The following is a 13947-nucleotide window of genomic DNA, read 5'->3' as shown; positions in this document are numbered from 1 at the left end:
AAATCGTATTAGAAGGGATCGACACCTATGAGTAATCCTTCGAGAAAGCCAATTGTTGTCATTGCCCTTGTTACAGCAGTTTGTATGTTGGGAAACGAAATGCTGTTTATTGTGATGCCATTATATTGGAAGTATTTTGGACTGACATCGCTCTGGCAGGTTGGTGTGTTATTATCGGCTAATCGAATTATCAGGATCCCGATTAATTCGCTTGTTGGTTGGTGTTACAACCGGATTGGGAAACGATCGTGCATCATCGCAGCCGTTGTGTTAGCTGCTGCCTCCACGTTTTCCTATGGCATGGTAAAGGGTTTTTGGCTGCTCTTAATCGCCCGATGTTTATGGGGAATCGCCTGGTCTTTTTTTCGTATCGGCGGCTATTTAACGATTCTTTCTTCTAGTAAACCTGAAACGAGAGGTCAGTTCGTTGGCTTGTATAACGGACTATGGGGCCTTGGAACCTTATTTGGAATGCTTTTTGGCGGATTACTTGCAGAACTTATTGGGATTCAAACCGTTACTGCACTTTTCTCCATCCTTGCGATCAGCAGCATTCCATTTATTTTACGATTTACCAACAACACGAGGGAAGAGACTCCTCAAGTGAACAGAAAGAAAGATTTCATGATTTGGAAAAATAAACGGATTGTAACTTCTTTTATTACGGGGTTAATCGTTGCTTTTGTCGTATATGGGGTTTTTGCGTCGACTTTAAGTAAATTAATAGAATTACAAATGAGTATAATAATAGGTTTAACTATTGGTGCCGGAACGATTACCGGTTTCATTCAAGCGCTCCGGACAGGATGGGATCCATTTCTCGCACCTTATCTTGGAAGAATTTCTGACCAAAAATGGGGAAGAATCCCTATTTTAATCCTGGCTTTACTAGCTGCTGCGGTTTGCCTGAGCCTTTTTTCTTTAAAATTGCCGATGGTACTTTTTATCGCACTGATATTGTTATTTCAACTGACAACTACCGTATTAATAACGATGAGTGATTCGATTGCAGCCGATTTCGCCGCAGGTCCTTTACAAATTACAGTCATTACTTTTTATACACTTTTTTCTGATATTGGCGCAGCTTTAGGTCCATTATTAGGGTTTGTTATGATAGATGTCTTTGGAATTCAATCGCTTTATTGGTTAACTAGTTTCATCATCGTGCCACTAGCCGTATATTGGTTCATTATTTTTAAAAAGGAAGTAAGGATGACAGGGCTAATGGAAGGTCAGTAGATAAAACTAGAGGAGAAAAATATGACTGAAAATAATCAACTTCGAATTATGACTTACAATGTAAAAAATGCAATGGATGTACCACCCCATTCATGGGAAGAACGTAAAGGAATGTTAAGAGACTTAATTCAGCGTGAATCTCCGGATTTAATTGGAACTCAGGAATGCCTATATGGTCAAGTGTGTGACATATTAGAGATGTTACCGGAATATGACTGGATCGGTTTGGGTAGAGAAGGGGGAAGCAGGGGCGAATATGCCGCAATCTTTTTCAAAAAGGATCGCTTTAAAATTTTGGAGTACGATCATTTCTGGCTTTCTGACACTCCAGATGTCATTGCTTCTGCTACTTGGGGGAATATCGTCACCCGGATGATGACTTGGGCTCAATTTGTTGATGTGAAAACAAATCTACAGTTCTATCATATGAATACACATTTTGACCATGAGTCATCAAATTCCAGGGTGAAAAGTGCAAAATCAATCATTCAAATGATAGACCAATTTGATCCCAATCTTCCTATTATCTTGACAGGTGATTTTAACGAGGACATCAATTCGAAGCCGTATGAAGTCTTATTAAGCGAAGGTGCATTATCGGATACATGGAATATGACAAATTTGCGGTTTAACGAAGAGTTAGGCACGTTCAATGATTTTCAGGATCCCTATGGCGGTAAAGAGCGTATTGATTGGATAATCGTTCGAGGTAACATGATTGTCGAGTCTGTCGGAATTATAGCAGATCATCCAAATGGCTGCTTTCCGAGTGACCACTATCCTGTAGTCGCAAATGTGTACCTAAAATAATAGAGGAAACTAGGTAAATATCACTGGTTGTAATAAAAAACATAGCGCAGTAAAAAATGACATATCAACAAACACAGGAACACTAGTAATCTGATATATGTATGAATCATTAGAAGGAGGATTAAAAAAGATGGAAAAATTAAAAATTGGTGTAATCGGGGCTGGTTCCATTTCAGATTTTCATTTTCAGTCCTATACCAAAAATGAACAGGCTGAAATCTATGCCGTTTGTGATTTGAATGAGCAACGAGCAGAGGAAAAGAAGAACAAATATAATGCCGCACTGATTTACTCGAAGTATGAGGATTTATTGAACAATCCTCAAATAGATGCCGTGAGTATTTGTACATGGAATAATTCTCATGCGGAAATTGCCATTGCAGCTTTGAATGCAGGCAAACATGTTTTAGTTGAAAAACCTTTATGTAAAACGGTAGAAGAAGCGTTAAGGGTAGAGGATGCAGTGAAGAGAAGTGGGAAGGTTCTTCAGGTAGGTTTCGTCCGTCGATTTGGAACGAATACGAACGTTTTGAAATCTTTTATTGATTCGGGTGATCTAGGCGAAATTTATTATGCAAAAGCTTCGATACTAAGGCGTTTAGGAAACCCTGGCGGCTGGTTTGCCGATAAGGAAAGATCGGGCGGCGGACCTCTTATCGATATCGGTGTACATATCATCGATTTATGCTGGTATTTAATGGGGAAACCAAAGGTAAAATCCATTAGTGGAAACACCTATTCGAAGCTTGGAAATCGAGCGAATATTAAAAACCTATCTTTCTATCAAGCAGCGGACTATGATCCTAGCATTAATAAAGTAGAAGACCTTGCCAATGCCCTGATCCGATTTGAAAATGGTGCATCCTTAATGATCGATGTCAGCTTTACCCTTCACCTTAAGAAGGATGAAACATCGATTAAGATTTTTGGCAATAAGGGCGGGGCAGAGATTGAACCGGAGCTTGTGATTGTCACAGAAAAAAATAATACAATTTTAAATAGCCAGCCGCAAATTGATTCTCTATCTTTTGATTTCAATCAAGCATTCCAAAATGAAATTAACCATTTCATTACGTGCTGCAAGGGAGAAGAACAAACCATCAGTCCAGTGGAAGACGGTGTGGAATTGATGAAAATATTATGCGGTATCTATGAATCTAGTGAAACGGGTAAGGAAATCACCTTTGAACGATCGAATGTGACCATGTAAATGAAAAAAGGAATCGTTACTTGAATGTCGAGAATAGGCTATTTTTATGGAAAAACCATAGAAATAGTCTATTTTTCTTTTATACTATTGTTACAAAGATTGACATTATTTTAATTATTTTATATCTTTAAAAATATGCATTAATTTTTGAAAGCGCTCTCGTTTTTATATATACAATATTCCTACCAAATTTTCTATTCAAACTATTTGTGTAAGGGGGTCATCTATTTGTTTGGTTTACGAAGAATACAATCGAGATTATTGTACAAATACATCCTGTCGTATATGCTTATGTTTTTCATTCCGTTAGTGATTATGGGAATTATTATCTATAAAAATTCCGTTGTAAGCTTAAGAGAAGGTATTGAACAATCGAATATTGACAAGTTAAACCAAGTGAAAAATATGACCGATGAACGGATGGAGGAATTAGAAAAGCTTGCATTAAGGATTTCCTATGATTATCGTTTAACACCGTACAAGGTTAACGATGGTTTTTATGGAAAAGAAGCGATAGAAGAGCTTAATAAATATAAGGCAAACAGTTCCATTATTAAGGAATTATTTCTTTATTATCGCGGAGATCGTAATATTTACTCTGGAAACGGGGCGTATTCACTAGATACTTTTAACAAAATGTATCATTTTCATCAATCAGACAAAAAAATTATGGAAGAATTAGAAAGTAATCTGCCAGTCGTTTATCCTGCTGCCTCTATGAGAGTCAATGATAATAAAGAGGATCGATTGATCACCTATTTGTATCCGATTACACGAAACACTGTCACTCCATACGGCACGGTGATGTATTTGATCGAAGAATCTGCGGTAACGAGTTTGATTAAGGATACTCTTGGTGATTTTCAAGGAAACGCATACATATTTGATCAGAATAACCACGTCTTTACATCCACTATCAATGATAACGAGTTTAATCAAAACGACAGTAAGAAACTCGCTGAAATCAAAAACGGTGTATCAAGTATTCAATTGCAAAGCAGAGAGTACTCCGTTGTTTCAGTAAAGTCTAATGTAAGTGGATGGACATTTGTCACCGTTATGCCAACGGATCAGTTTTTGGGCAAGGTAGTTAATTTACAAAGGTTTTTAATGATGATCATTATTTCCATTCTCCTCTCGGGTATCGGAGTTTCGATTCTATTGGGAAGAAAACAATACCTGCCAATCCACAATCTTTTAGATTTTCTTAATAAGAACGATAAGCGTGTAACAAATATTGAGGAATTTAATGAACTTGATCGGATAAAAGTGACAATGGCAAGAGTATTTAAGGATCATGAAAGTTTAAGTGAAAAGGTTGATAACCAAGCTCCTATTGTAAGAGATCAATATTTAATGAGGATGTTAAATGGAAGTTTAGTTAATGAGGGAGAGATAAATAAATTACTAGAATCCATTAATCTGCCAATGAAACAGGATCAATTTTTTGTGGCGGTTGTCTCATTAAAAAATGAAATTCTGCAAAAAAGAGAGGAAATGATCCGCACTCTTTCGGTCATATCCTTCAATAAGTCAATCTCCTACGGTATGGAGATTGGTTTTAAAGATTGCATTGCCATAATCGTCAGCATGGAGGACCCGTATCCAGGAGAAGCTAGAAAAGTTGTTGAGGAGTTGAGACAGCTAATCCGGGATCGAATAAACGTTGATCCGATTATTTCTGCAGGGACTTATGTGGCGGAAAAAAGTAAAATTAACCGCTCGTTTATCGAGGCTTTAGCCGCATTAGAGTATCGGTTTATGAATGAACGGAAAAGCATTACGTATTTTGAAGACATCAGCAATCAATCTGAAAAGACGATTGGCTATCCAAAGGATGAACATATTAAATTTGTTCAAAGCTTAAAACAAGGAGATCAGATTGTCGCCATCGAGACACTAAAACATATTTTTGAAGTTGTAATCAATAAAGATCTTTCTGTCCAGATGGTCAAGTGTATTTGTTTTGATATTATTAATACCGTTTTAAAAGTGGCTGTAGAAATGGGATTGGGTGAAAAAAACTATGACATGAATAAAGTTGTCGATTTCAACTCTATTGGTGAATTAGAAAAACATTTGCACCCACTGATTATCGATATTTGTCGTGAGGTAAGCAGGAAAAATGAAAGAAGCAACAGTGAGCTTTGTAATAAAATTTTAGCTTATATCCGTGAAAATTATGCTAAATATGATCTGAGTCTAGAAAGTATCGCTCAAAAATTTAAACTGTCCACTTCCTACCTAAGCCGTTTTTTAAAAGAACAAACAGGTGTAAACTTTACCCAATATGTCTGGCATTTACGTATTGAGGAAGTAAAAAGGAAATTAACTGACACAGATGAAACGATTAAAGAAATCGTCATTGCAGCGGGGTATATGGATGTAGCTAATTTTACGAGGAAATTTAAAAAAGCAGAAGGAGTTACACCCGGTAACTATCGACTGCTTTATGCACCGGAACGAAGTCATATACAAACTAATATCGAAAAAGATACAGCCCTATAGAGGACGGCTATTACAGCCTTCCTCTATTTTTTATTCTAGTAAAGACTTACATAGCAGGACAAAAAGGACATATTTGTCGGAGGAAATGACCGTTGAAGGCATTATCAACACTATCTTTTCCTTGTTTTTACAACACTAAACAAAAAAGACATATATATTAAAACGCTTTCTTTCATGTAGTTTAATACTATACAGAAAAACTGAAGGAGGAGATGTGAGTGCATGATAGCAAAGTCACTGCGAGTCAAAATCAGGGACTATTAAATGTAGAGGTAAGCTCAAATAGTACACTGCTGTTAGAGGCAAAAAGGAATGTAAGAAAGAAAAAGGTAAAGAAGATTTTACGAAATTGGGAATTGTACCTGTTCCTCCTGCCAACATTGGCTTACTTTATTATCTTCCATTACATTCCAATGTATGGGGTTCAAATTGCCTTTAAAGATTTTGTTCCTTCTACCGGAATATGGGGAAGTGAATGGGTCGGTTTTAAGCACTTTACCCATTTTTTTGAATCCTATTATTTTTGGGACCTAATAAAGAATACTCTCGGAATAAGCATCTATGAACTGCTCGTTGGATTTCCACTGCCTATCATCTTAGCCCTTGCGATAAATGAAGCAAAGGATGGGATGTTTAAACGCAGTGTTCAAACCATTACCTATGCGCCTCATTTTATTTCCGTCGTCGTTATGGCGGGGATGATTATCGCCTTTTTGTCACCTGCGACAGGTGTCATTAACCATTTGATTGCTGCGCTAGGTTTTGAACCAATCCCATTTATGAGTGATCCTGCTTGGTTTAAATCGGTATATGTACTTTCAGGTGTTTGGCAGGGAACTGGCTGGGGAACGATTATTTATCTTGCAGCACTAGCTGGTGTCGATCAACAGCAGCATGAAGCAGCGATTGTGGATGGTGCTTCTCGATTGCAGAGAATTTGGCATATTAATATCCCTTCACTTGTTCCGACGATGATTATCTTATTAATCTTAAATGTTGGCAGCATTCTATCTGTTAGTTTTGAAAAAATCTTATTGCTGCAAAATCCGCTCAATATGGATTCTTCAAATGTCATTGCGACCTTTGTTTATAAAGCAGGTCTGTTGGATGCCCAGTACAGTTTTGCGGCAGCCGTAGGATTATTTAATTCTGTGATCAGTGCAATTCTATTAGTGTTGGTGAATCAAATTGCGAAAAAGAAAAGCGAAACGAGTCTATGGTAAGGAGGAAAGTCAATGAATTCAGCAATAGTCGAAACAAAAGCTGATAAAATCTTTAAAATCATCAACTATACTTTTTTACTGCTGGCAATGGTCATTGTCTTGTACCCCTTGATTTATATTATCAGCGCATCGGTCAGTGATCCCTCTACAGTTAACTCGGGTGAAATGTGGTTACTGCCTAAAGGATTTACGTTAGCAGGGTATGAGCTTATTTTTCAAAATGATCTCATTTGGAAGGGTTACTTAAATACGATTTTTTATACTGTGCTCGGCACTTTGATCAATTTATTGTTTACACTGCCGGCAGCTTACGCATTATCTCGGAGGGATTTAGTAGGAAGAAATATTTTTATGGGAATTTTCGTCTTTACGATGTTTTTTGGCGGAGGATTAATTCCTTCGTATCTATTAATTAAAAGTCTTGGATTAATCGATACTATTTGGGCCATGGTTTTACCTAATGCTGTTGCGGTTTGGAATTTAATTGTTGCCCGCGTCTTTTTCCAAGTAACCATCCCGAAGGAACTGGAAGAAGCAGCAGAGATAGATGGCTGTACAAATATGAAATTATTTATAAAAGTAATTTTACCTTTATCTACCCCTATTATTGCTGTTATGGCCTTATTTTATGGTGTCGGACATTGGAACGGTTATTTTAATGCGTTGATCTATCTTTCTAATAAAGAATTATATCCACTTCAACTGGTCTTGCGAGAAATCCTTGTGCTCCAGTCAATGACCTCGGAAATGGCTGGCGGAGCAATTTCGGGTTCCGTAGCGGAAGCGCAGAATTCGAAGGCAGAGCTGGCCCAAATCATTAAATACGGTGTCATGATTGTTTCTACATTACCAATTATTATCGTGTATCCATTTTTACAACGTTATTTTGTTAAGGGGGTCATGATTGGATCCGTAAAGGGATGAAAATATTTCTTCTGGATTTTGAGGAGGTGGTTTGCAAAAATTAAATTAGCATATGGATAAAATTGCAATTTTTCATAAACGAAAGGGGTCGAGGGAAAATGAGAAAAGCTATTCTTATAATGCTATCATTTGTTTTAGTTTTATCGATGCTGGCTGCGTGTACTTCTAAATCTAATTCAAAAGAGAATGTCGAAAAAAACAAGGTAGAAATAAACAAAGAAGGTTATCCGATTGTTGATGAAAAAATAACAATGTCCATGATGGGACCGGATATTGGTCAAGCAAAGTGGAAGGATATGGCTTTCTTTAAAGAAATGGAAAAGATGACGAATGTACATTATGAATTTACAACACCGCCAAACAGTGATTTTCCAACAAAATTAAATCTTGCCTTTGCCAGCGGCGAAATTCCAGATGTTCTTTTTGGGGCTGCTTTAACAGCGGAGCAGGAAGTTAAGTATGGAAAAGAAGGAGTATTAATTCCATTAGAAGATTTGATTAAAAAATATGCTCCAAATATCCAAAAGATGTTTGAAGAAAACCCTGATGTAAAAAAATCAGTGACAACAGTTGATGGTCATATTTATGCACTGCCGATGGTGGACAAGAATGCCGTTTGGTATATGGGTCCATTATGGTATAACGGTAAATGGCTAGACGCCTTAGGTGTGAAAGAATTACCTAAAACAACAGATGAGCTGTATACCTTGTTCAAACGATTTAAAACAGAGGATCCGAATGGTAATGGAAAAGCCGATGAAATTCCATTCTCGTCAGTTGCTTTAGATGATTCTCGTCAGTGGCTGTTAGGTGCTTTTGGGTTCACGAACTGGGGAATTGAAGAAATTGATGGTAAGGTCGTGTATACACCGGCAGAAGATGGCTATAAGGATTATCTTACATTTATGAATAAGCTTTATGATGAGAAATTAATGGATCCGGAAACTTTCTCACAATCCAATGAGCAGAAGAAAGCAAAAGGACAAGCCAATCAACTTGGATTATTCCAGGACTGGTTCTCCTATTTCACCACTGGAGATAAGGAAGAAGAGGCACTTGATGACCCTATGTATCAGCCAATCTCAAGTTCTGCAACTGATAAAGCCGTGGCGCCATTAAGCCCGGGTATCTACCGCGGTCAATTTGCCATTACCAATAAAACAGCTAATCCAGAAGCTGCGATTCGCTGGGTTGATTATCTCTATTCAACAGAAGGAAATGAACTTCTAAATATCGGTAAGGCAGGGGACGTTTGGGATTGGGTAGATGAAGCCAGCGGTACTAGAAAATTGCTGGATTCACCAGTTGAAGGGAAAACGATTGAAGACTACCGTGGTATGACAACACCTGATTTTGGTATCAATGTTCCTGCATTACGTCATAAAATTGAGGGCTTCCCTGAAACAGAATTTACGAAGTTTACGAATGCCGAAACAGATGTAAAAATTAAGCCATATGCAAAGGTTCCATATCCACTAGTTTATTTAACGCCTGAAGAACAAGAAGAAGTAGGACGAATCCGCGCTGATTTGGATACTTACATTGAACAAATGGAAGCGAAATTTATTACAGGTACCGAGCCTCTGTCCAATTGGGACAAATATATTAAAACAATGAATAATATGGACCTTGATAAATTGGTTAACATTTATCAAGATGCCTACGATCGCTGGAATAAGTAAGAGCAGAAGAAGGAAAAGGGATAAACTGTCTCTTTCCTTCTTTTTTATCATTTGTAAGAAACGACATAGAATGCAAAAAATACATATCATGATAAACAGCTAAATGGCTGGCCAAAGTGCCTAAGACAACGCTGACAAATTTCACATATTTACGATTGGACAAGGGCGGAAGTATGCTTAAATTAAATTAACCAAGAAGGGGTGTAGGAACGAGTGAAGAACACTGAACCTGTAAAAGCGTTTCATCTGCGTTTTGGATCACATGAACTTGTCGAACCATTCATACAGTTTATTGAAAAAGTCTTAGCACCAAAGGGCATTAATCACTTAATCATTGAGTGCAACACTTCGTTTGTATTTGAGAAACATCCAGAGGTTACTGGAGGAACACTTACGAAACAGGATGCCAAGGAAGTCGCTGCCGTTTGCAAGCAACATGGTATTCGTGTCATCCCTTTGTTTCAATGCTTGGGCCATCAAGGCTGGGGAGGGGCGCCGAATACCCTGTTAAAAGCCTATCCTGAATTTGATGAAACTCCCCATATTCCATTAGATGCAAAATGGCCTGACTTTTTCTGCAGAAGCTGGTGCCCGTTACACCCTGAGGTAAATGCTCTTGCTTTTGATCTCCTAGGAGAGTTAATCGATGCTTTTGAAGCGGATGCCTTCCATGTCGGTATGGATGAAGTGTATGCGATTGCAGATGATAAGTGCCCGCGCTGTAAGGGGAAGAACCGGGCAGAGCTATTTGCAAAAGCCGTCAATGATCTCCATGGATATCTAGTAAAAGAACGCGGGGTTCAGATGTTTATGTGGGCTGACCGCTTCAATGACAGCGAGGCAACCGGTTACAACCAATGGGAAGGAGATACGTTCGGCACTCATCAAGCGATATCCAAAATTCCAAATGATATTGTTTTGATGGATTGGCATTACGATAAACTAGATTCCTATCCTTCGATTGGTATTTTTCTAGAAAAGGGATTTTTGGTGATTCCATCCTGCTGGTATAAAACAGAAGCGGCCCTCGATTTTCTACAAGCCAGCAAGGAGCAGGCAAATCAATCCACTAAACCGGAAGGAATGCTTGGGATGGCTGTTACCTCCTGGAATGGCTGGGGTCAAGAAGAGTTTGCAAAATTTATCAGCATGACTTCTTCCTCTTTTAATAGAGGTGAAGATTTAGAAGTATTAGATGAGCTTTATCGCACTCTCGATTTCGTCACGAAAGAGCTTCAATAAGGAGGATGAATCTTGGTCTCAAAAGTTGTGATATTTTATGATGAAGCCCTCCCTTTTGACGGACAAAGGCCATCAAAAGAGATACTGGAAAAATGGGAAGAGCAGGCTTCTATTATCAATGCTGCTGAGTTAAAAAGTACTCTTAGTAGTGGAATAGAATGTTTCATTCATTTACACGGATCCTATTTTCCAAAAAACGCTTGGGGTTCTCTAACCTCTTATTTAAAAGAGGGGAAAGGGTTTGTCGGGATAGGCGGTGCCCCTTTTAGAAAGCCATGCAATCTAGTAAATGACGAATGGATCCCCGAGCGGGAGCAAACCGCTTACCATGCTGAGCTTAATATTCATGAAGTGTTAAAGGTTGATGGAAAACCAATCGAGAAATTGATTCATCATAATGAATTTCCTGTTTTTAAAGAGTATGAGGAACTATTTACAGTTCAGGATACAGCCAATTTTATTCTTCATCCAACGAAGTCGTCGTCGATAGAACACGAAATGGGTTCGGTTGGTCCAATGGATGCCCGAATATACCCTTTATTGAAGGGGATTTCGAAGGGCGGGCGGGAGGTTGCGGCCCCGGCGGTTTTAATCGAAAACTATAAGGGGACGTTTACCGGCGGCAGATGGGTATTTATTAATCAGTTGTTTTCCAGTGAGTTTTGGAATGATAAGGGCTGCCGTTTCTTACTGAAGTTAGCGGATTTCGCTTCTAGAGGTGTGACAGAGCTATGGCTGAAAACCAATTACGCCGCGTATGAGCAGTTTGAGGTCCCTATCCTTACTTTTCAAGCACAGTCATTACTTCAAGAACAATCGAATTGGAGTTTACATCTGACTCTCTCAAAGGAAGGGAGCTCCCTTGAGAAACATAGCTTAGAAATTTCGATTACGAAAGAGCTGTGTATCCAGAAAATCTATTTAAATAAAAAGGAATTTGAGCCTGGCTTTTATGAACTAACCTTTAGAGTAACGAGTGATTTTGGAGTAGAACGAGTCATACATCAAGGTTTTTGGTTTAAGGATGAAGCGCTGCTTGAAAGCGGACAGCCGCTTGTCTGCGACAGAGATTATTTTTTGAAAAATAATCAGCCTTTCCCGGTGGTTGGCATGACCTACATGACCTCAGATGTTGCCCGGTATTTTCTGTTCCTTCCTAATCCAAGTGTCTGGAATAAAGATTTTTCTGCGATGAAAGCAGCCGGCATCAATTATGTCAGGACAGGAATCTGGACGGCATGGCGGAACATAATGTTTGTGGACGGCCATATGGAAGAGAGTATTTTAAGAGCAATTGATGCTTTTGTACTTACCGCGAAACAATATGACATCGAATTAACGTTTAACTTTTTCTCGTTTACACCGGAGGAATGGGAAGGGAAAAACCCTTATCTTGATCCAAGAAGTGTCGAGGCGCAGAAACGATTTATTACTGCGATTGTTACTAGACACAAGACAACTACAAATGTTCATTGGGATTTAATCAATGAACCGTCTCTGTTTGACCCTAAGCAAACATTTGCTGGACCAAGGACGCTTCTAGACCACTTTGATGCGAGTGAGTATAGGAAGTGGTTAAAGGCAAGACATCGTGATATTGCTGAGCTTCAAGAACGCTGGAATCTGACACCGAATGAGCTGCCGTCATTTGATCATGTAAGGCCGCCGCAAATTAGGGAAATTAATACCCATATTCAAGATATGGCTGCCGGCAAAAGAGGATTGAAATGGTTAGATTACACGTTATATACGATGGATAAGCATAATGAGTGGATTCGCAAACTATCCGGGACGATTAAGTACCTGGCAAAAGATCAGTTAGTCACGGTCGGCCAGGATGAAGCATTGATGGGTCAGCGGCCATCTCCCTTCTTTTATGGAGAAGCGGTTGATTACACAACCAATCATACCTGGTGGTCAATGGATAATTTACTTTGGGATGGCATTTTTACCAAGACGTTTGATAAACCAAATTTAATTTCGGAAACCGGGATCATGTATGTAGAAAAGCCAAATAACCAAGCGAAACGCTCCGAGGAAGAGCTGCGTAATATTCTGGAAAGAAAGTATGCCTATGCCTTCGCTTCCGGAAGTGCGGGTGCGGTTCAATGGCTCTGGAATACCAATTATTTCATGAACAATATTAATGAATCGAATATTGGGGCGCTTCGTGCCGATGGGACCGAAAAGCCGGAAACCAATGTTTCTTATGATTTTGGCAGTTTTATAAAGGAAGTTAATCATTTATTTGAAAAACGAAAGCTTGAAGAGATTGTGGTGATTTTTCCATATTCCAATGATTTTTCCAATCGCAGGCTTGCTTTTGATGCAACAACGAAATTAACGAGGATATTAGCCTACTCACTTAACCAGCCATTCAGGGCGTTAAGTGAATATGATCTATCGAGCTTAGCTGGAGAACCTCCAAAGGTGATTATGGTTCCAAGTCCACATAACTTTCAATCAGAGGCTTTAGCGGAACTGCTAGAATTTGTGAAAACTCACGATGTTACGTTGCTTTTTACTGGACCTATGAGTCTTGATGAATACTGGAACGAAACCGATCGGATGGAAGAAATAGCGGGTCCGACCAAACTTGTAAATGTTCTTCGCGAAGAACAACTAGTGGTTGATAACATGACCCTGCCATTTTCATTTGGTGATAAACGGATTGCGGAAGTGGTTAAGGAAGTCTCCGAAGCAGGTATTTTAGAAGTGAAGGAGTATAACTGTGGAAAAGGAAAAATTATCTGGTCCCCGCTTCCCGTTGAATTGAATGAAAGAAATAAGTCCATTCGTGAATTGTATCAATATAGCTTAAATCTTGCTGGTGTTTCGGAGCATTTAATCTGGCATGAAGGGGATGTTCCAGGTGTTTATGGCCGGAAACTAGAATTTGAGAATGGCAGCTTGTTTATCTTTGTTTCTGAATTTGGCGTTAATACGAATGTGAAGATTACCGATCCTAGAACAGACCAGACGTACAAGTTTTTACTAGAATCTGAAAGAAGTGTTTTATTCGCTACTGCCAAAACGGGAGAAATTATTGGTACATACCGTGAGGATGAAGTGAAAATAGAAAATATGCAGGTAAAAGGAGTGTTTTAAA

The 13947-nt window shown here is 38.7% G+C and carries 9 protein-coding genes; all 9 read left to right on the top strand.

Features of this window, described 5'->3' with window-relative positions:
• Positions 1-27: 27 nt before the first annotated feature.
• The 9 genes from ACY3XC_RS22045 to ACY3XC_RS22005 all read left to right on the top strand — a co-directional run bounded on the left by ACY3XC_RS22045 (position 28) and on the right by ACY3XC_RS22005 (position 13946).
• Positions 28-1239: an MFS transporter gene (locus ACY3XC_RS22045; protein WP_464870468.1), complete on the top strand. Its 1212-nt coding sequence runs from the start codon at positions 28-30 to the stop codon at positions 1237-1239.
• Between the two features lie 21 nt (positions 1240-1260).
• Positions 1261-2049, top strand: a complete 789-nt coding sequence (locus ACY3XC_RS22040; RefSeq protein WP_464870467.1) for an endonuclease/exonuclease/phosphatase family protein — start codon at positions 1261-1263, stop codon at positions 2047-2049.
• A 130-nt stretch (positions 2050-2179) separates the two neighbouring features.
• Positions 2180-3259 (top strand): Gfo/Idh/MocA family protein, encoded by a 1080-nt coding sequence (locus tag ACY3XC_RS22035; protein WP_464870465.1) that lies wholly within the window; start codon positions 2180-2182, stop codon positions 3257-3259.
• A gap of 228 nt (positions 3260-3487) precedes the next feature.
• Entirely contained in the window at positions 3488-5767 is a 2280-nt protein-coding gene (locus ACY3XC_RS22030; RefSeq protein WP_464870464.1) for an AraC family transcriptional regulator, read from the top strand.
• A gap of 290 nt (positions 5768-6057) precedes the next feature.
• Complete coding sequence (locus ACY3XC_RS22025) at positions 6058-6990, top strand: ABC transporter permease (protein ID WP_256989004.1); 933 nt, start codon at positions 6058-6060, stop codon at positions 6988-6990.
• Between the two features lie 12 nt (positions 6991-7002).
• Positions 7003-7914 carry a carbohydrate ABC transporter permease gene (locus ACY3XC_RS22020; RefSeq protein ID WP_179157819.1) on the top strand — a complete coding sequence of 304 codons (912 nt, stop codon included), beginning with the start codon at positions 7003-7005 and terminating at the stop codon, positions 7912-7914.
• A gap of 98 nt (positions 7915-8012) precedes the next feature.
• The gene (locus ACY3XC_RS22015) at positions 8013-9596 is read left to right on the top strand and encodes an extracellular solute-binding protein (RefSeq protein ID WP_179157818.1); all 1584 of its coding nucleotides are present in this window, start codon (positions 8013-8015) and stop codon (positions 9594-9596) included.
• A 213-nt stretch (positions 9597-9809) separates the two neighbouring features.
• Positions 9810-10838 carry a family 20 glycosylhydrolase gene (locus tag ACY3XC_RS22010; RefSeq protein ID WP_464870463.1) on the top strand — a complete coding sequence of 343 codons (1029 nt, stop codon included), beginning with the start codon at positions 9810-9812 and terminating at the stop codon, positions 10836-10838.
• 12 nt (positions 10839-10850) lie between these two features.
• Entirely contained in the window at positions 10851-13946 is a 3096-nt protein-coding gene (locus ACY3XC_RS22005; RefSeq protein WP_464870462.1) for a beta-galactosidase, read from the top strand.
• The last annotated feature ends 1 nt before the right edge of the window (position 13947 follow it).

It is taken from the genome of Bacillus sp. CZDM1 (assembly GCF_055502545.1).
Note: the sequence above shows the minus strand (reverse complement) of the source record. Positions and strands in the feature narration are given on the sequence as shown.